Origin of the sequence: Paenibacillus sp. 2TAB26, assembly GCF_052115145.1 — a bacterium.
GTDB lineage: Bacteria > Bacillota > Bacilli > Paenibacillales > Paenibacillaceae > Pristimantibacillus.
This window is the reverse complement of the sequence record NZ_JBFRGC010000023.1, coordinates 71,428-92,085: the sequence shown is the minus strand read 5'-3', so window position 1 is coordinate 92,085 and position 20,658 is coordinate 71,428. Positions and strand designations below refer to the sequence as shown.

Genomic DNA, 20,658 nt, shown 5'->3' with positions numbered 1-20,658 from the left:
ATGAACAACAAACCACTCGTTTATTTTTTGTGTACTGGGAACTCTTGCAGAAGCCAAATCGCCGACGGATTTTTGAAGGCAATGGGCAGCGGCAAATATGAAGTGAAGAGTGCTGGTCTAGAAGCTCATGGCTTAAATCCCCGTGCGGTTCAAACCATGAAAGAAGCAGGCATCGATATCTCCAATCATACTTCGGATGTCATAGATCCTGAAATTTTAAAACAAGCAGATTACATCATCACGCTTTGCGGTCATGCTAACGATAACTGTCCGGTTGTAAGTAACGACAAAGCGCAAAGATGGCATTGGGGCTTCGACGACCCCGCAAAAGCGACAGGTACAGAAGAAGAAATCAATACTACATTCGCAGAGATCCGAGATTCGATAAAAAATCGTATTGAGTTGTTTGTGAAGGAAGGGATGTAACAAACAGTAATAATTATGTTCTTTCGAATATATTCGAGGATTTAGGAACTGTTTTTGTACCATTTATAACTATATTACAAAAGAAGCAAGCCCTCAGGGCTTGCTTCTTTATCATTTAAAATTGCTAATTATTTGGTCTTGCTGAATTTCGTCATCTCTAATGATACCTACTCCTGCGTATAAAATATAAATAATGCCGCCAACGAAGCACGCACATAAAGTTAAGAAGGAAATCATATGTTGTCATCCTTTCTAATCGTGATTACATCAATCGTACAGTGACCCTCAAACCTTGTGACCCTCCAATCCAATCTGATATCTCCCATCCAATAAAATTCAACTGACGGTAGTTATTGATAGCTTGACAAAAAATGAAGCTCCTCTTACTATAATATTATCTCGATTATCAAGATACTTATAACTATAATTATATTTATTCAAGACAATCAGTCGTCGAGATAAAAAAGGGAGTGGCAATTACATTGTCAATTGAACAAAGTGGAGGGAACGAGAAACAATGGAAATGGCAAAAGGAAATAAAGTAGGTGTAATCATTGCAGCACTTCTGCTGGCTACACTGATGGCATCGATGGATAACACCATATTAGCAACTGCGATGGGGACAATCGTAGGGGATCTTGGCGGGTTTGACAAATTAATGTGGGTGACTTCTGCTTATATGATCGCAGAGATGGCTGGTATGCCGATATTTGGTAAGTTATCTGATATGTATGGTCGCAAGCGTTTCTTTGTTTTCGGAATTATCGTATTCATGATCGGCTCAGCTTTATGCGGTACAGCGGAATCTATTGTACAGCTAAGTATTTATCGCGCGATACAGGGTATTGGCGGCGGAGCACTTGTACCCATTGCATTCACAATTATGTTTGATGTGGTCGCACCTGAAAAACGTGGGAAGATAGGCGGATTGTTTGGTGCTGCGTATGGTATTTCCAGCATATTCGGACCTCTAATTGGCGCTTATATTGCAGATTATGTTCATTGGTCCTGGATTTTCTACATCAATTTACCAATAGGAATCATTGCATTTGTAATGATTGCTTATTTTTACAAAGAGTCTGTTGAGCATTCTAAACAAAAAATCGACTACATGGGCGCATTAACGCTCGTAACCTCAATTCTTTGTCTCATGTTCGCGCTGGAGCTAGGAGGAAAAAAATACGATTGGGACTCCTTCACGATCATAGGTTTGTTTTTAGCTTTTGTCGTATTATTGGTCACTTTTATATTTATTGAACGCCGCGCAGAAGAACCGATCATCACCTTCAGCATGTTCAAAAATCGGCTTTATTCCACAAGTAATTTAATGGCTATTTTTAGCGGCGCAGCGTTTATAACAGCTTCCGTCTATATCCCAATCTATGTTCAAGGGGTACTTGGAGGCTCGGCGACAAACTCGGGGCTCGTGTTGCTTCCAATGATGGTCGGATCTGTTGTCACCGCTGCTGGCGGCGGTATCCTGCTCTCCAAATTTAGTTATCGCTCCATCATGATTTCGACGTTGTTTCTGCTAGTGGGCGGTATGGCTCTACTGACTACTTTAACACCCGATTCATCCCGATTTACGGTTACAATCTTTATGGTTTTAGTCGGTCTTGGCATCGGCTCATCGTTTTCTGTTCTAAGCAATTCCGCCATACATGGATTTACCGCTAGGCAGCGAGGCTCTGCAAGCTCTACACTTAGCTTCACTCGGGAACTGGGAATGACGCTTGGAATTACGGTATTTGGTATTATTCAAAGTCACTTATTTGCAAATAAGCTTTCTTCATCGTTCGGCAGCGGCGGTCAAACGTCGGAGTTCATTGATCTAAGTGATCCAAGTAAAATTTTGACACCTGAGACAAGGGAGAGCATTCCTTCTCAGATTCTTGATAAAATAACTGAAACACTGTCCTCGTCACTCGTTCATACCTTTGCTTGGGCCATCATTCCTTCCGTCATTGCTCTTTTAGCTGCCTTTGCTATGAGCAAGGAGAAGTTTGATCCAGCTTCCGAGCTAGAAGAATATTCAGCATCTCATTAAAAAATAAACCTCGCTATTCGTAGCGAGGTTTTTCTTATGTACATTAAACTTTTGCAAATAAATCTCTAATGACGCTTGCGTCAAGCTCATTCGTTATTTTATAAGAATTAGCAGCATTTTTTGAAGCATTATAATCAAATACATTTAGAAAATGATGATCGTAAAGTGTAAAGCCGAATTGTCTATTCTCATTCGTTTTTATCGTTATCCAATACGATTCTTTATAATTGTTCGTTGAAAAATGCTCTTTTATAAGCTTTGTGTTAGAAAATACATTCATGATGCGTTCAATTAGAGCGGAATCTGTAACGATTATTTTTTCCTCTAATGGATCATCTGTTGATTTCAAAATCTCAATTGAGCTTATTTGAGTTACGTTCAATTGATCCGATATGGCCTTTTTAAACGTCGTTTGTTTTGAAAAAGTCGTAAATACTACAATACCAGCGATTACAATCAAAAATAATGCGGGAACAATCATATTACGTTTTATCATATTTGTCTCCTTTATATTTAAATCTCTAGGAAAAATGTCGATTTACAATTTTTATCCATAACAAGTATAACATGACCAATGATCTACTGAAGTACATAATAATATTTCACAACTTGACATATTAGCGACTTCATAGGTATTATAGACACAATAAGTCTGTAATTGAGGTGAGAACATGAAATTTTCCAAAGCAACCAATTATGCACTTCACACCATGCTCATGCTTGTAGAAGCTTCTAATTTGAAGCCCATAGGCGTCAAGCAGCTGGCGGAATCCCAAAACGTTTCACCTACTTATCTTTCCAAAATTTTAACGAGACTCGTCAAAGCAGGGATGATTGAATCCGTTTCTGGGGCAAACGGAGGTTACCGGCTATCACGCAAAAAGGACGACATTACGTTTTTGGATATTATCCACGCTATTGAGGGTACAACATCATTATTTGAATGTGATTTTGTTCATGGTGAAGAATGCTTGATTCAAGCTGCAATGAAAGAAGCGGAAGAGAAGATGGAACAACATCTGAAACAAACGAAATTAGCTGACATTGCAAAAAAACAAACCAAAATTGAAAGTTAAGAACATTTTTTCTGAAAAAGGAGAAGTACAATTAACATCGTATAAAATCCTTTTTTGAAATAATTATAGATATAACGAGTCTTCAATGTCGGACTTGAACTTGATAATAAGCGTTTTTTTCGCTTTATTATAGATATAATGAGTCTTTAATATCCCATTAGTAGGAGATGAGCTACATGAATTATGATTGTGCCATTATTGGCGGAGGACCAGCAGGGTTAAATGCCGCACTTATGCTTGGCAGGGCAAGGAGAAGCGTTGCTTTGATCGACAACAATCGTCCAAGAAATGCTGTTACTCATACATCGCATGGCTTTATAACAAGGGATCGCGTTACACCAGCTGAGTTTCGCCGCATTGCTTATGAAGAGGTGCTGAGTTATCCAACAGTCGATCATAGGCAAGCTGAGGTGATTTCTGTCAGTAAAATTGAAGCCGGATTTGAGCTTATTGATTCATCTGGATTTCGCATTCATACACGTAAATTGATCTTGGCAACAGGAGTAAAAGAAATATTTCCCGAGATCGAAGGCTTTTACCCGCTTTATGGAAAAAGCTTGTTTAATTGCCCATATTGCGACGGCTGGGAGCTACGCGATCAGCCGCTTGTCGTTGTTTCGGAATATCCGACTGTTTTTCATACAGTGAAGCTGCTTCTCAATTGGAGCAAGGATTTAGTTGTCTGTACAAACGGGAATGAAAACCTGTCGAACGAACAAAAAAAACAGCTCCAACGAAAGGGGATCGTAATCATGGAGCAGCCCATTGCAGCATTCGTCGGACAAAATGGGAAGCTTGAGCATATTCGTTTCTCAGATGGAACTACCATCGAAAGAGCTGGTGGTTTCGTTACTCCTAAGTTTATTTCAAGCACGCGGTTCGGAGAACAATTGGGCTGTGATAAAACGGAGTTGGGAGGAATTCAAACGGATGGAAAGGGGAAAACCTCAATACCCGGTCTTTATATCGCTGGTGATGCTTCCTATTTTATGCCCTCCCAATTGGTTTTTGCTGCGGCAGACGGCAGTCGAATAGCGATGAGCGTAAATTTGGAGTTGGCAGAGGAAGACTTCATTTAACGAAACTTAAATGAAGTCACAATACGGAAAGAGGGAGCGCTATTTGCAAATAAAAAATCATTTGATTGGGTCTTCAAAATTTCGGGCAGCTTTATGTGTCATCTTGCTTCTTACAGAGCAAGGCGGAACGTTGACTAGCTCAGAAATGGCGCAACAGCTGAATGTCCATGCGGCTTATTTACGAAAAATCATGTCCACATTGCTGAAAGCTGGGATGGTTGAAGCTAAGGAAGGACAAGACGGTGGATATAAACTAAAACATCCTGAATCAGATATAACACTGGCTGATGTTTACGATGCAGTAAGAGAGGTAAAGAAAAGCCAAACCGTTACATTCTGTCATTGGACAACATCTATAAATGAAAACTTAGCGAAATTGATGCTAGAAGTTGATGAATGTACCATTTCATACTTAAAGGAAATTAAAGCAACTGACATGATAAGCAGCTTAAGCAATTCAAATTAGAAAAATCTAACATCCAACTGGAGAGGAAGACATAACCATGACAATTATACATGCAACGGATACAACACTAAAAAATGAAATTCAAAAGGAGGGGCTAACCATAGTTAATTTCTGGGCACCTTGGTGTGGGCCATGTCTTATGTTTGCACCCATTCTTGAAACATTTCGTTCGGCAGGAAGCCATAATGTAAAAATTGTGAAAGTAAATGTGGATGTTAGTGAAGCGATGGCTTCACTATTTGGAATTATGAGTATACCTACTACCATCCTCTTTAAAGATGGAATACCTGTTGACAATAGGAGCGGAGTCTTATCAGTAGAAGGCTTGGAACAATTTATTTCTGGTCATAATAAATAATAGCCTGCCTTATATATTCCTTTACAGGAATATTCCCTATGTGGTATATTTGGTTTAAGAAGCGATTCACAGTAAATAATAAATAGAGGTAAGGTGAACAAATATAAGAAAAACAATCGTATCGGAATTTTTATAGTGACTTATGAAGGATATAGACAAGCTTGATCGTTCATGATAGGGGAAAAAGATGTGTAGTACACACGTATCAAAAGGTTAATATCATCGCAATGGAGGATTCAGATGACTACAAAAATTAAAATGACTCATACGTTTAATGCTCCTCGTGACCTTGTGTTTAAGGCTTTTTCAGAATCAGAACATTTACTGAATTGGTGGGGACCAAAAGGATGGGCTTTTGATATTAAAAAATTCGATCTCCGCCCAGGTGGTTTATTTCATTACAAACAGACCGCACCAGACGGAACCGAGATGTGGGTCAAGTTTATCTATCATGAAGTTAATTCACCTGAGAAAATTGTATATACCAATTCCTTTTCTGATGAGGAAGGTAACACCGTGCGTGCACCCTTTGACGCTAATTGGCCTCTTGAATTTTCAGTCACTTTTATTTTCAGTGAAGATGGAGACAAAACCATTCTTACTATGGAAGGGGAAGCAGTATCTCCAACTGAAGAGGAAGCCAAAACGCTAGAAGCATCACAAGATATGGTTCGCGAAGGATATGAAGTGACGTTTAATCAACTGGCAGATTACTTATTAATGGTATAAACCAACTAGTTAAAGTGATACAAAAAAACTCTTAACGACAAAGGTTAGTTTGATCTCACATTGTTGATGATCAACCTAACCTTTGTTGTTTTTTTGTTAGAAGGGCTCAAATGGAACGGGGGCGAGCCTTTTTGCGTAATGTATCTCAGTACTTTGCACTTCATGTCCAACTTGATATTCTCGCTACATATTTTTACCAAAAAATTGTTGAACCACCAACAATCGTGTAAAATATAACTTATTTGCTCGACGCATATCGTTCCAAATTCCTCGGAGGAAGTGAGTAAACATAATATTTTAGTCTTATTTACTTCAGGAAACTATACTAAGGCTTCAAATCAGTTATTTTGTTACATTTCCCAGTCATTTTATTTTAACTATAAGTCGAGGTTATGCGTCGTATGAATGATAAGTATACAGCTCAAGCAGATACTTGGTACCAGCTTGCAGAGCAAAAGGCAGCCCAATATTTTGAAACATTGAACGAACAAGTGAAGAATAAAACTTATGTAACCACACTAACCGAAGATATTCAATTGTGGAAAAAGAACCATATCCAACATTATTCATTGTTATCCTTTTTTTCGAAAGGAAAGAAAAAACCGGATTCTCGGGATTATCATAGATATATATGGTGGCTGAATTATTCAGGAAAACTGGATGATTATTTGGATCGAAGCGTTTCCTATATTTATATGAGGGATTTAGGAAAAGCTTTGGATGCTCCAGAGACACAAATGAGAATTCAACGGGTGATTGCTGACGTCAAAAGCCACTTTATTCAACCCTCAACAACAAACGGGGGAGAGCAGCCTGATTTTATGACCTTGGCGGGGCTGTATCGGTGGGCTCAGAAGGAAGGCATAGAAAACGGCATAATTTGGGTAATAAATAAACTAAAATCCGTATCCTCTAATATCCCAAAGGAAATGAGTTCCGAGCACGCGGTGCGCAAGCTGATCAAAATCATAATTGGCGTAATGTTGCATGTAATTGAAGAAATGGATGACCAAGTATTGCCTGCTGAACGTGCCAGGAGACTAGACGAAGCCATCAGACTTGGTTACTCCTATGGGCTAACCTATCCTTTTATTGACGATCTGCTTGATTCGGGTGTCCTAAAGGCAGAGGAGAAAGAACAATATTCCAATATGATCCGTACTTCGCTTCTAAGCGGATCTGTTCCACAATTAGGTGAATGGTCCGGCAATAACTTTGAATTTGTCCAATACGTACACGCGGAGCTTAGTGACGCTTTTGAGTATATTAAAAAATATCAGCGACCTGAGACACAACAAACCTTTTCCGAGCAATCCTACGTGTTTTTTCATTCTCAGGATTTGGACCGTGTCAAGGACCTATCGAATGTAAATTACACTAACAAAGAGCTTTACCTGCCTATCATTTTAAAATCCTCATCTTCAAGGCTCATCGTTCGTTCCGTCATTAGTGCTCCTTTGGATGAAGGCTTTGATAATCGAACATTTTATTATGGCATTTATAACCAGCTGGCAGATGATTTAGCAGATATGTTTGATGATATGAAAGACGGGGCGGTAACACCCTATACCTATTATTTGAAATACCATGAGCAGCGCTCAGATCTAATCAATCCCTTTGAGTTATACTGGTCCGTCATCTCTTATTTAATTCACAACATATACTACTCCGATGCCAAAACCAGAGAAGTGATTCTTGATCGTGCCTTCAATGGTCTAAAAAGGTTGAAAGAACGTATAGGTACTGAGAAATATAACGAAATTATGGCGGTGTTTGCTTCAGGAGATCCAGATTTCAATCGCCTTATCCAACATGTGGTTCAAAAAGCGGATGATGTGGATTTCTTCGATAAACTGCTCCGGGATCAGATGGTAACGGTTTTAAAAAGCAATCGCAGTGAAAAGGAGCAATTCCTTTCAACTGTCAAAACTGCTCGCGAGCAAATCAACAATCTATTGCCGATTCACAAAAGTAATGAAATACCTCCAATGAGAGAGCTGCTTATTGATGCTGCAAACTATAGTCTTGAGGGAGATGGCAAACGATTACGGCCAATATTGGCTTGGGTCATGGGTATAAATGAGTATGGACTGCATGCTTCGGCGATCGTGCCGCTTCTAAAATCATTAGAGTATATGCATACCGCGTCTTTAATCTTCGATGATCTCCCAACGCAGGATAATGCCTCTACTCGCAGAGGGCGACCTACGCTGCACCAGGTGCATAATAGTGCCACCGCGGAATTAACCGGCCTATTTCTTACCCAAAAGGCGATTGAAGAGCAATCATCCCTTGAACAGTTTGACCCTAAAACCGTGCTTGCTTTAATGCAATATTCGTCCCAAAGAGCTGGAGATATGTGCATGGGGCAGGCGATGGATTTGCATTCCAAAGGAAAAGCATTAACATTGGAGCAGCTAAATATGATGTGCTTTTACAAAACCGGAATTGCATTTGAAGCTTCACTTGTAATGCCTGCTATTCTCGCTCAGGTAAAGTCGTCAGAAATTGCGGTTTTGAAAAAATACGCCTATCATGCGGGCATAGCCTTTCAAATTAAAGATGATTTGCTTGATTCGGAAGGAGATTTACATTTACTCGGTAAACCTATTGGCCAGGATGTGGAGAACAACAACTCGACTTTTGTAACCATCCTTGGTCTAGATGGAGCTAGAAAAGAGATGTGGGAACACTTCTGCCTTGCAATGGAAGCATTGAAAGAGATGCCACGTAATCCAGCTTTTCTGAAGCAACTGCTGAATTATATTATAAGCAGGGATTATTAAATTACATTCGTACGTCTTGAGGAAGATTCGTGAGATCATGTTAGATATTGCAATAATTTGAATAAGCAAACAGCAGTCCATCGGTGACATATGGTCACTGTTGGACTGCTTTTACTTTTTAATGGTGTTTGAAGCAGTCAGCAAAAGTTGATGAGAATGAAGGGGAGAAGTAAAGTGAGCGAGGTTAATATGACTAATTACCAATTCATAAGTGACTATAAAGACATTTCAACCTACAAAGAAAGCTTTAATGAATTGGCTAAAATGGTATTTGGACTTGATTTCGAAAAATGGTATGAAAAAGGGGGCTGGAACGAAAATTATATATGTTATTCCTTTCTCGATAAAGGTAAAGTAATTGCCAATGCCTCAGCAAGCAAAATGACGGTTATATGTAACAGTGAAGAGTACAAAGCCATTCAAATCGGTACCGTTATGACGCATCCCGACTATCGAAATCAAGGATTATCAGGCAAACTGATGAACCATATTATCGAGAAATATGAACAAGAATATGACTTTATCTACTTGTTCGCTAATGATTCGGTTCTAGACTATTATCCTAGATTTGGGTTTAGAAAAACGCAAGAAAGTAGTTTTACGCTAAACATTTCAGGTTTAGAATTAAAACCAGAAGCAATCCGTTCCTACCGCAAGCTACATACGAATAACGCCAATGATTATCGGTTGATGGAGCAGTTTGCTAAGGAAAGAATATCTGTATCCCCTATAATGGGTGTGAAAAACAATGAACATCTATTGCTGTTTTATTTTATCTTAGCATTCAATGATGCGATTTATTATGTCGAGGAAGTTGATGCCATTGTTATTTTTAAGCACGAGGATAAACAACTTCATCTTTATGATATCATCAGCGTTCAAAAAGTTGATTATGATGTTATTTTGAACAGCCTTGTTACTGCCGATACGGAGATTATTCATTTTTACTTTACACCCGATTACGATAATGAAAACATTCATGTCGAGTTATTAGCAGAGAGTGAGGACACATTGTTTGTTCGTCCTTCATTTGAAGATAGAGCAGAACATATTTTGTTTCCATTAACTTCTCATTCATAATGAAACACTTTTTTCAAACATTATCAGTACAAGGTAAATATCATGCTCTACATCCTGCAGGAACAGCATAGGCCATCGTCTTCCATGTCAATCGTACAGGTCGTTTTGTCTTCTTGAGAATACAATATGGTGTATTCCAAAACAGGAAGGAGATAATTCTGTGAACCGTAACGATTATAATAACATGAGTAATAACATGAACATGGGTAGTAATATGGGTAGTAACATGGGTATGGTAGAAGGTGCGAATTCGGCTAACTTTTGTCCGGATTGTCCAACGCAAACGATTTATGATCCTCCAATTACGCAATATGAGGACATCTACCATCCGCAGCTTGTAAATGTTATTCAAAATATTGAAACGGTGAAGAAGCATCATTGTTGTCCTGTCTATCAGCATTATTACACGCAATCTGAGAAAAATGTCATGGTTTCAGGCTTAAAACGCAGAAAACGTGCTAAAATATCTTCCAAAAAACGTTCCAAAAAATAGTCCTTAAATATAAAAAAAGACCCGTAAGAGCCAACGCTTCGCAAATGAAGCGGCCGCCTTACGGGTCTTTCGCTTGTTTTCAAGATTACTTTAACTGATACAAGAGATGATTCCTTCTTAAATACATATACAATACATACAGAATACAGCAGACAGGCAAAACAAACAGAAAATTACCTTAACTGTTGTCAAAAAGGCTCCAGCCTCAATAAGATATGAATATATATTGTTAAATTTCTAAAGGAATTTAATGGGGAAGCTGAACAACTTTGTGAAATATATCTACTCCTTCATATAAACGTTGCAGATTATTCACAATTTGTATACTTGAAAATCTCAGAAGCAGAGAAGTAGCAACGTTTAGATTGAAACTAATAGAAGTTTAGTTTAACATCAAATACAGTGAACCATACCGCAAGTATCGGAAAAAATGTAATGATGCTAGTAACACATGGCGGCAAACAAAAGCTTCAATCGATGCATTAAGCTTTGTTATTGCCTTTGCTTTGTGTGTTCCTAGAGCCTTGTAAACGGACTTTTCACTTTTCACCAGCTTTCAAATAGCTTATAATTATCTGATAATCGCAGATCATTTAATCTATAATCAATTACAAAACAATATGATATGGTTTTAATTGAAACAGAAAAGGTGTGTGACTGGGTCGAGCATTGGCTTAGTGTAACGCCTATACAGAAGCGCCTACATGCTTTATGCAAATTTTAGGATATAAGGATGGTAAAAATGAGCAACGGAGAAAATAAAACAGACGTCATCTTGATTGGTGCCGGAATCATGAGTGCGACTTTAGGGACACTTCTGAAAGAATTGGTACCGGAATGGAAAATTACCGTGTTTGAGAAGCTCGAGAGTGCTGGAGAAGAAAGCTCTAACGAGTGGAATAATGCAGGAACAGGGCATGCAGCACTGTGCGAGCTTAACTACACTGTAAATAAGCCAGACGGATCTGTAGATATTAGCAAAGCGATTCAAATTAATGAACAGTTCCAGCTTTCCATGCAGTTTTGGTCTTACCTTGTAAATAGTAAGCTAATCCGTAATCCGCAAGACTTTATTATGCCATTACCTCATATGAGTATGGTCCAAGGAGAACAAAATGTAACGTTTCTAAAGAAACGTTTTGAAGCTATGTCTACTAATCCATTGTTTAAAGGGATGGAATTTTCCGATAACCCTGCAAAATTGATGGAATGGATCCCACTTATTATAAAAGATCGTAAATCAAATGAAGCTATAGCAGCAACCAAAATTGACTCTGGTACGGATGTCAACTTTGGTGCTTTAACGCGCATTCTGTTTGACCACTTAAAAAGTAAAAACGTTGATCTCAAATACAAACATAGCGTTGATAATATTAAACGTGCAAGCGACGGCTCGTGGGAATTGAAAGTACGTAATGGCAGCGGCAACGTCGAACGGCATACTGCAAAATTTGTCTTTATCGGAGGCGGAGGCGGAAGCTTGCATTTATTGCAAAAATCCGGTATTCCTGAAGGTAAACATATTGGCGGATTCCCAGTAAGCGGAATATTTATGGTTTGTAATAATCCGAATGTTGTGGCACAACATCATGCAAAAGTTTACGGCAAAGCCAAAGTTGGAGCTCCTCCAATGTCGGTTCCACACTTGGATACAAGATTTATCGACAATAAAAAATCTTTGCTGTTTGGTCCTTTTGCCGGATTCTCACCTAAGTTTTTGAAAACCGGTTCAATGTTTGATTTGGTCACTTCCGTAAAACCGGATAATCTCATCACAATGTTATCCGCAGGTGCAAAAAATATGTCATTGACAAAATACCTGATTGAGCAAGTTATGTTATCCAAAGAAAAGCGCATGGATGAGTTGCGCGAGTTTATCCCTAACGCCAAAACGGAAGACTGGGATTTAGTAGCAGCTGGTCAGCGTGTGCAAGTTATCAAAGATACTGAAGCTGGCGGCAGAGGAACACTTCAATTTGGTACGGAAGTTATAACGGCTGCTGATGGTTCGATTGCAGCATTGCTAGGCGCTTCGCCAGGTGCTTCTACTGCTGTTCACGTTATGCTTGAAGTATTTAAAAAATGTTTCCCTCAACACATCAAAGAGTGGGAACCAAAAATTAAAGAAATGATTCCTTCTTATGGCGTTTCATTAATGGAAAATCCAGAGCTTCTGCACGAAATTCATACTTCTACAGCTGACTCATTAGGCCTGAGTGAAAAAGAGCTGGCTTTTAGTTAGTTTTTCTGATGTAAAAACAAATGAATGTAGTGAAATATTACGTAATTTAAAGCATGGCGTGAATTATTTAATTTCATTAAAATAAATATTGAACCTTTGATCTAATTATAGATTGAAGGTTCTTTTTTTATTGAATTTACAGGTGCTGCAGTTAATATTGCTTGCATGTTACCGTTTTTGGTGAGAGGACATACTAATAAAAACCTTTTTGCTCCCTTTTAAAGCAATTGTCCCAAATTTTTTTTACAGCGTGAAAAATAACGGGCTGCTCGATTGTATTACTAGTGAAAGGGGGACATCAAGTGAACGATTCATATGAGCTCAATGAATCCGTCCGCAAAGCCGTGGTCAACTATTCCGACAGCCTGGTCAAGATAGCTTTCGCTTATCTCAAAAATATTGCTGACGCGGAGGAAGTAGCGCAAGAAGTATTTCTAGCCTATCTCCAAAAATCCCCCGTCTTTGATAGTGATGAACATGAGAAAGCCTGGTTAATCCGTACAACGATCAATAAATGTAAAAACTTGCTCAAGACGGGGTGGTTTAAGAGTCGAAACCCCATACCGGACAACCTGTCTAACCTGCCGAAGGATGAATACATGGTCATGCAGGCTGTATTATCATTGGATAAAAAATATCGGGTCCCGATCCATTTGCATTATTACGAAGGTTATTCCTTGGAAGAAATAGCGGATATACTTCATGCCAAACCTGCGACGGTAGGTACTTGGCTCGCTCGAGGGCGTAAACAGCTTAAAGAAGTTATAGGCGGTGATTTGTGAGAATGAAAAAATCAAGTTATAAATCGGCCATGTCCAAAGTGAAAATAAGTGAAGACTTTCAAGAACGTACACTTGAACGATTAAGCCTGGAGAAGCACAAACAAATCGACAACAATAATAACAACATACGAAATGGAGAGGTTCCTATGAAAACAGTTCATTCTAAAGTAAAGAAAAACAAAGTGATGATCTGGGCAACCAGCATTGCGGCTTGTGCGGTATTGACTCTGAGCATTTATGCAGTAAACCAAGACGCAGGCAGTACTTCTCCTGGTGCGGTCACGAAAAATCCAAGCGGCACCATTGAGAATAATGGCCCTGGACCGGCGACCTCAGCAAAACACAGGGTAAACATTGATGGTGTGATTGATGAGGTAAGTACCGACGGCCAAAGCTTTCGAATTGGCGAATTGTGGGTGACAGTTACGGAAAAAACGACTTACGGCATAACAGGCCCAACAGCTCCTGATATTTCAGAGCAGCTGGTAAGCAAGGAATTTAAAGTGGGCAACACGGTATCTGGCTTCACCTCGGAAGACGTCACGAGCGGAAAGGTAACAGCCGACGTCATTTTCAATAATTTTTGATTTAGCTGTTGTTAGCATACTAACCGCCGCATCCTCCTATGGATGCGGTTTTTTGCTAGCATTATATAAAATAGACGATCATAAATCAAAAAAAGACCGATCAAAAAAACTAAGTTTTTTACAGTAAGAACTAAATTCTTACAGGTAAACGATTAAGAAACGTTTTGTTAAGATAATTATTGTAATCGCTTTCAAGTTAATATATGGAAGGAAGTGAGGCTCGAGCAGCCTATTTCAGGCTGTACTGCATCATGTGAGACTAAATGTAATTAAAAAAGAGGAGGAATACAGATGAAATAATTGTAACCTCAGATGACGGGACATAGGACGCTTAGCTATACTATTTAGATATTCTGTCAAACCCCGAATCTAGTAGAGAGAGTTAAGCTGTACGGAGTGGCGCGAACAACCATACTCGTATTTTAATACGAGGAGGTACTACCATGTTCAAAGCAAAACTAATAAAAGGGGCAGCGGCCCTAGCACTCTTCAGTTCGTTGTTTTCCACCCCGATAATGCCTATTGCCAGTGCAGCCGATGCCAACTGCCCGAATGGATATGTAGGTCTGACATACGACGATGGCCCAAATGCCAGTAACACTACATCACTGCTCAATGCTCTGAAGCAGGCCGGTTTGCGTGCAACGATGTTCAACCTTGGGCAAAACGCACAAAATAACCCGTCACTCGTGCGGGACCAAGTGTATGCGGGCATGTGGGTTGGAAACCACTCTTATACACATCCTCACATGACCACATTGAGCAGCTCGCAGATGTCATCTGAGATTACGCGGACACAACAAGCGATCCAGTCAGCTACCGGAGCTGCACCAAAATTGTTCCGCCCGCCGTACGGCGAAACTAACGCAACTTTGAAGTCAATCGAGAGTCAAAATGGTCTAACCGAGGTGCTTTAGAACGTTGACTCACAGGACTGGAATGGCGCTACCACTGCACAGATCGTAGCCGCTGCGGGCAGACTGCAGAACGGCGATGTCATCCTGATGCATGATCAATACCAGACTACGCTCCAAGCGATTCCCCAGATTGCTCAGAACCTTAAGAGCCGGGGACTTTGCCCTGGTATGATTTCAACAAGCACCGGCCGGGCGGTTGCGCCTGACGGTGGCGGTACAACTACTCCTCCAAGCACAAGTACAAAAAAGGAAGCCGAAAGCATGACCAAAGTTGGTCAGTACACCGGAAATATCAGCTCGCCATTCTCTGGTGTTGCTTTATACGCCAACAATGATTTGGTCAAATACACACAGAATTTCACGAGCGGAACTCATAGTTTCTCACTCCGTGGTGCTTCAAATAACTCCAATATGGCCAGAGTTGACTTGAAAATAGGCGGGGTGACGAAGGGGACCTTCTACTTCGGAGGCAGTAGTCCCGCAGTCTATACCATAAGCAATGTCAGCCATGGAACCGGTAATCAAGAAATTGAGCTCGTTTGCACCTCCGATAACGGGACATGGGATGTTTACATTGATTATTTGGAAATTCAGTAAATAACTCGAACCAGTAAAGGATACGATTTAGTTATTGATTTAAATTCAAATCGTATGTGCCACTTAATCCCGGCGGGATCTTCTCCGTCGGGATTTTTGTGAGTAGCCCTGTTGAAATACAGAAGAAAACTTTACGTCATTTTTCAAGCTAAAAGATTGATTATTTATAATATTGGTTTAGTTCTTGACCTAAAGTAATGTCACCCCATATAATTATCCATTAATAACCAATAGAATGAGGTCAAGGAGAGTGAAGTTAATGGAAACTACCCTTACAGCCGATCTTGAAAGAATACTGCGAAAACTTGATCAAGCTGATTTAATTAATCTTTTAGTTGATCGGATATCCTCCAGTGACTTGAATTCACTTCTCTTAAAAGTATTCAGCGAGAAAACAAAGACATCTTCTCCAAATGATCTACTTAAAAGATACAAGAATAACCGTTTTGTACACCCAGCTGACGTCGATGTGCTATTGCTTAAGAGGATGGAGTTGGATGTTTTAGATATTGCTTCAAAACATTCTTTTTCGCCAATTCAACTATCTCCCGTAGCACCATTGGGCTGTGCTTCTGTGCTAGGAACAGTTGATCAAAACAAAGCAATTTCCGCGTTAAGAGGAACGGAGGTTGTATCAGATGCAACCAACCTCTTAGCCCTGCATATCAGTAATTTACTTAAAACCATTGATTCAAATGATAAGAGAGATAATTTTATTCGCTTCTGTACCACCCATAGGCATGTCCGAGCGCAATTCTTTGGAGATGATCCAGGGATGCTGCCTCATTTCCATTTATTTTGTATGGTGACGTCTGGATTAGATGAAGGTTCCTATAGCTTCGAAAAACAATCATTATGGGAGCATATAAAAGTATACCAAATTATATTTAAAACGCTGTTTGGGTCTGACATCGAGATCATTTTAAGTGAACGCAGTGGTTACAAAGATTCGGCTGGCTTAGTCTCAAGGATTATAAAACATGGAAATGAATTGTCATTGAATGTGTCGGTAAGTACAGGTGAGCCGAATATGGAAAACCAGTATTACAAAGGATTACAATTCACATTAAAAACAGTAATAGGCGAAACGGAGTATTTTATTGGCGATGGCGGTTTTGTAGATTGGACACAAAATATGTTAGGCAGCAGGAAAGAGCGGCTTTTGATTAGTGCAATTGGTCTGGACAGGCTCATTTTGTGAAGTTCCGGTCTTTCTCAAAGGACTCGAGATTATCGAATTCCTACTAAGCAGGTGATTATCATTTTTGAGAAGATGTATGCTGCAAAAGTAATGGATTCATTGACTTATCTTTTCATCTTTATTAGGACTGATCCAACGAACCCTTTACTTTTTCAACTTTTACTCAAATATCGATGCTGGTTACATAAAGAAACCAAATTTAATTTTCGCTCAATAAAGAGGTTACTAAATGAATTGAATTTAATTGAAGATCCTCGATACAAAGCAACTATTATCTCAAAACTCAAAAGAATAAGGTTGTACAATAGGCTTCATAACATAGAAAGGGTATATCAGAGCATAGGTTCAATTAAATACATAATAGAAAATTTAATACATGTGATTGACCAACAAGATACAAATAAAATAAGCATTATGGCTAGTTCAGTCCATAATTATCCATCATTCATTTTAGGTAAATACAAATGCAACGCTGTAGATTTCTGGAATGAACAGATTTGCTTTTACAATAGAATTTATCAAAGTGACTTCATGAGGGATTGGAAATATTTGTTTTTGAATATTATCCGAAGCATGAGCAATCACTGCTGCGTTAACCATTTAATAGGAATACATATTAAAATTTAAAAATGGAGTGATTAAGTGTTTCCGATTCTAGAGACAGAAAGATTGCAATTGAGAGAAATCGTTAAAGAAGATGCTCATAGCATCTTTCATTGCTTTTCCAATCATGATGTGACACGATATTATGGACAAGATACGTTAACAAATATCGAACAAGCAGAACCGTTCATTGCGTTTTTCGCGAAAAGCTACCAAGAAAATCGAGGCATTCGATGGGGAATTGAAATAAAAGGTAAAAAAGAAATGATCGGGACCATCGGTTTTAATGTTTTGTCTTTAAAACATAAGAGAGCTGAGATAGGCTATGAGCTTCATCCTGATTATTGGGGAAATGGATATGCAACAGAAGCCATTTCAAAAGTTATAGCATATGGTTTTAGCAAACTTGGGTTAACACGAATTGGCGCGATTGTTTTTATTGAAAATAAAAAATCCAATCAAATATTAACAAAACTAGGTTTTGAAAAAGAAGGGATTTTGAAAAACTATATGTATCAAAATGGTGTTGCCTATGATACAAACATTTACTCTTTGATAAAGTGAAGTTAATGAAAGGATGGAATCAATGAAAACAATTCAAAAGATGTATGAACATCTAAACTGGGCAAATCAACGTATTCTAGAAACTTTGCAAAATGTAGAAGTCGAGGATCAACTGGTGCGGTTATTTTCTCATATTCTATATGCCGAACAAGTTTGGATTGCTAGAATACAAGGAATGGACAGTTCACAAATGCCTATCTGGTCAGATGGTGATCTAGAATCCTGTGCAACACTTATTAAACAAAATGAAGAAAGCTTCAAAAATATTCTCACTAAAATCACAAATGCTGACTTAGATAACTTAGTTTCATATTCAAACAGTAAAGGTAAAGAGTTTATAACTTCCACACGAGATATTTTAACTCATGTAGCACTACATGGTCAGTATCATCGAGGACAAATTAATTTACAAATTCGAGCAAATGCTTTTGAACCCGTCAACATTGATTATATTTCTTTTGTGAGATAGAAATATCAATAGTTACGATTTGAATTACAGGTAAACGATAGTTATACTTTAGTTCTGGAGCAGTTTGCCATGGCAGCTGCTCTTTATTATTTATTAATACAAAGGTTCGTATGGCTCCAATACTTGGTCATAGTGATATATGATGAAGAAGGTCTGTACCCCTCGTTTTTGTAAGAGAAAGGTGTGTAAATCCTGTTTAAACTTAATCATGTCACTCGTCCTATGCGCACTACTTTATTCATTATTATCATTCTCGTTTTTTCGATTAGCACCGCATCTGTTCTGTTGTATGGCGATCACTTTCTCATTGGGTCATATAATAAACAAAATAATGACGACGTCAAATATATAAATAGCGCTAAAATTTTATTGAATAAGCACACGATTGCTTATAACAGCGGCGATGAGCCGTCTGCTTTCATCATGCCAGGAATGCCAGTTGTACTGGCTGGTCTCATGCTCATCTTCGGACAAGGAGATGGTGGGGTTGTGGCATTCAGAGTCCTAATGGCAGCCCTGCAGGCGTTCTCGATTTATTTGATTTTTATTGCGGCTAATCAGCTGTTTAATAGTAGAGCTGCTATAATAGCCAGCATCGCAACTGCACTTTATTTGCCCGATTATTTTTCTTCAGGCGCCATTTTGTCGGAGACAATGTTCCGCACGCTGTTCATATTGCTTATTTGCTTTAGCCTTCTTGCTTTAAGGAGACAGGAAACGAGGTATTATATTATTTCGGCAGCTATTGTTGGGCTAGCATGTTATTTCAAACCGCATGCGGTGCTTTTTCCCGTTGTCTGGTTCATTTTATGGCTTGTGCAAAAGATATCTTGGAAAATTATAGTGAAGTATACTGCAGTTATTTCGTTAACGATGATCCTTTTGCTATCTCCATGGTGGATACGGAATTACGTCACATTTGATAAATTGATTCCATTCACACAGTCAGCAGGCAATCCGATGTTATTAGGCGCTCTTATTAACAACGACGTACCTTCAAAGGCCTTCTTCGACACCCATCTAGAATACGAGGGCATCAGTGAAAATCTATTTGCAGGCTCAGACTCTGCTCAAGCCGAAACGGCACAAAAAATTGTAAGCTTCGGCTTTAAAAATCAACCATTAAAATACTTGAAATGGTATACGATTGATAAAGTATTTGGATTATATGCGGCTCCTTATTATTGGAAAACGGTATTTGGTGTAAATATTTGGATCGCGGGCATCTATCATGTCGTATTTATGCTATTGGGAGCAGCAGGTTTACTGATTACGCTTAAGCGAGCCTTCCGGCAAAAGGAGATTGCTTATTTGTTTTTATTGCTTTCATTGGCTTACTTTACTGTGATCTATATTCCCTTTGTCGCATTCAATAGGTATGGTTACCCAAATGTGTTTCTTTTCTTTATGAGCGCAGGTTTTTTTATCGACTGGGCGATTGCAAAGTATCAAAGTACGAGTGTGAAAAATCATGTCACTGCCAACCTTTAAAGGCTTCAACACACACGGGAATCGAAATGGATGGGAGGCTTTATGAAAAAAAGATATGCTTTCATGCTATTTATAGCAATCAGTATTTTATTATTAATAGGATATAATAGATATTTTTATAGTTTTCAAGCTCTTAATAATAATGCTGTCATATTTAGTGGTCCGACCAAATCTCCGAATGGCGAATATAATGCAAGTGCATATTATATCCCTTATGGTGGCGCAGCAGGTGTCGTTTTGTATATTGTCGAGGTTGAAGAAACCCAAACGGGCAAGAAAAAAACGATTTATTCAAGCAATCATAAAGACATTTTTTCTATGAATTGGAAATCCGCAGAAGTTCTTAAAATTAAAAATGAAAGTCCAGAATATAATGACCATAGGAATATAGAGTTAAATGTGAAGTCCGATATTTATGAAGAATCTGGAGCAGCATGTCGAAGTCTATTGTTAAAAGGAAAGTTTGAAAATTGTTATAAGGCCGATGACATTCAGGTGCCATTTATTCTTAAAATGATTGGTTTCTGAAAAGAGACACGGAACTCCACAATTTGAAATTACGATTGTTAAGATACATTGGCTTGATTAATTATGGTTTTAGTATTTAGCATACTTCATGTTGCAAACGGTACACCAATGCTTAAGGCTCAAATTATTATGAGAAA

At 38.7% G+C, this 20,658-nt stretch carries 19 protein-coding genes and 1 pseudogene; 19 read left to right on the top strand and 1 reads right to left on the bottom strand.

Annotated elements, in window-relative coordinates; genetic code table 11:
- Window positions 1-426, top strand: a complete 426-nt coding sequence (arsC, locus tag AB4Z50_RS24955; RefSeq protein ID WP_441883213.1) for an arsenate reductase (thioredoxin) — start codon at window positions 1-3, stop codon at window positions 424-426.
- A 517-nt stretch (window positions 427-943) separates the two neighbouring features.
- Window positions 944-2,473 carry an MDR family MFS transporter gene (locus AB4Z50_RS24950; RefSeq protein ID WP_441883211.1) on the top strand — a complete coding sequence of 510 codons (1,530 nt, stop codon included), beginning with the start codon at window positions 944-946 and terminating at the stop codon, window positions 2,471-2,473.
- A 43-nt stretch (window positions 2,474-2,516) separates the two neighbouring features.
- Here AB4Z50_RS24950 and AB4Z50_RS24945 read toward each other — a convergent pair whose 3' ends face one another.
- Window positions 2,517-2,969, bottom strand: a complete 453-nt coding sequence (locus AB4Z50_RS24945; RefSeq protein WP_441883209.1) for a hypothetical protein — start codon at window positions 2,967-2,969, stop codon at window positions 2,517-2,519.
- Window positions 2,970-3,144: 175 nt separating this feature from the next.
- Between AB4Z50_RS24945 and AB4Z50_RS24940 the strand changes: the two genes are divergently transcribed.
- The 17 genes and pseudogenes from AB4Z50_RS24940 (at window position 3,145) to AB4Z50_RS24860 (ending at window position 20,521) form a co-directional block, all read left to right on the top strand.
- Window positions 3,145-3,549: an Rrf2 family transcriptional regulator gene (locus tag AB4Z50_RS24940; protein ID WP_441883207.1), complete on the top strand. Its 405-nt coding sequence runs from the start codon at window positions 3,145-3,147 to the stop codon at window positions 3,547-3,549.
- Between the two features lie 176 nt (window positions 3,550-3,725).
- Window positions 3,726-4,628, top strand: a complete 903-nt coding sequence (locus AB4Z50_RS24935) for an NAD(P)/FAD-dependent oxidoreductase (protein WP_441883205.1) — start codon at window positions 3,726-3,728, stop codon at window positions 4,626-4,628.
- A gap of 43 nt (window positions 4,629-4,671) precedes the next feature.
- Window positions 4,672-5,094, top strand: coding sequence for an RrF2 family transcriptional regulator (locus AB4Z50_RS24930; RefSeq protein WP_441883203.1), 423 nt, complete (start codon window positions 4,672-4,674; stop codon window positions 5,092-5,094).
- Between the two features lie 37 nt (window positions 5,095-5,131).
- On the top strand, window positions 5,132-5,452 hold the full coding sequence (gene trxA, locus AB4Z50_RS24925) for a thioredoxin (RefSeq protein ID WP_441883201.1): 321 nt from the start codon (window positions 5,132-5,134) through the stop codon (window positions 5,450-5,452).
- Window positions 5,453-5,692: 240 nt separating this feature from the next.
- Window positions 5,693-6,181 (top strand): SRPBCC family protein, encoded by a 489-nt coding sequence (locus tag AB4Z50_RS24920; protein WP_441883199.1) that lies wholly within the window; start codon window positions 5,693-5,695, stop codon window positions 6,179-6,181.
- 392 nt (window positions 6,182-6,573) lie between these two features.
- Window positions 6,574-8,967, top strand: coding sequence for a polyprenyl synthetase family protein (locus AB4Z50_RS24915; RefSeq protein WP_441883197.1), 2,394 nt, complete (start codon window positions 6,574-6,576; stop codon window positions 8,965-8,967).
- 174 nt (window positions 8,968-9,141) lie between these two features.
- Window positions 9,142-10,047 (top strand): GNAT family N-acetyltransferase, encoded by a 906-nt coding sequence (locus AB4Z50_RS24910; protein ID WP_441883195.1) that lies wholly within the window; start codon window positions 9,142-9,144, stop codon window positions 10,045-10,047.
- Window positions 10,048-10,231: 184 nt separating this feature from the next.
- The gene (locus AB4Z50_RS24905) at window positions 10,232-10,540 is read left to right on the top strand and encodes a hypothetical protein (RefSeq protein ID WP_339209275.1); all 309 of its coding nucleotides are present in this window, start codon (window positions 10,232-10,234) and stop codon (window positions 10,538-10,540) included.
- A gap of 742 nt (window positions 10,541-11,282) precedes the next feature.
- Window positions 11,283-12,782: a malate:quinone oxidoreductase gene (locus AB4Z50_RS24900; protein ID WP_441883192.1), complete on the top strand. Its 1,500-nt coding sequence runs from the start codon at window positions 11,283-11,285 to the stop codon at window positions 12,780-12,782.
- A 302-nt stretch (window positions 12,783-13,084) separates the two neighbouring features.
- Complete coding sequence (locus AB4Z50_RS24895; RefSeq protein ID WP_076266020.1) at window positions 13,085-13,564, top strand: RNA polymerase sigma factor; 480 nt, start codon at window positions 13,085-13,087, stop codon at window positions 13,562-13,564.
- A gap of 2 nt (window positions 13,565-13,566) precedes the next feature.
- On the top strand, window positions 13,567-14,151 hold the full coding sequence (locus tag AB4Z50_RS24890) for a hypothetical protein (RefSeq protein ID WP_441883190.1): 585 nt from the start codon (window positions 13,567-13,569) through the stop codon (window positions 14,149-14,151).
- Between the two features lie 443 nt (window positions 14,152-14,594).
- Window positions 14,595-15,665 (top strand): annotated as a pseudogene (locus tag AB4Z50_RS24885) (polysaccharide deacetylase family protein).
- A 259-nt stretch (window positions 15,666-15,924) separates the two neighbouring features.
- A complete protein-coding gene (locus AB4Z50_RS24880) occupies window positions 15,925-16,866 on the top strand; it encodes a hypothetical protein (RefSeq protein WP_441883188.1) in 942 nt (313 codons plus the stop codon).
- Window positions 16,867-17,508: 642 nt separating this feature from the next.
- Entirely contained in the window at window positions 17,509-18,033 is a 525-nt protein-coding gene (locus AB4Z50_RS24875) for a GNAT family N-acetyltransferase (RefSeq protein WP_441883186.1), read from the top strand.
- 22 nt (window positions 18,034-18,055) lie between these two features.
- A complete protein-coding gene (locus AB4Z50_RS24870; RefSeq protein ID WP_441883184.1) occupies window positions 18,056-18,502 on the top strand; it encodes a DinB family protein in 447 nt (148 codons plus the stop codon).
- Window positions 18,503-18,724: 222 nt separating this feature from the next.
- Window positions 18,725-19,993 carry a glycosyltransferase family 39 protein gene (locus AB4Z50_RS24865; RefSeq protein WP_441883182.1) on the top strand — a complete coding sequence of 423 codons (1,269 nt, stop codon included), beginning with the start codon at window positions 18,725-18,727 and terminating at the stop codon, window positions 19,991-19,993.
- Between the two features lie 42 nt (window positions 19,994-20,035).
- Window positions 20,036-20,521: a DUF5412 family protein gene (locus tag AB4Z50_RS24860; protein WP_441883180.1), complete on the top strand. Its 486-nt coding sequence runs from the start codon at window positions 20,036-20,038 to the stop codon at window positions 20,519-20,521.
- Window positions 20,522-20,658 lie beyond the last annotated feature (137 nt).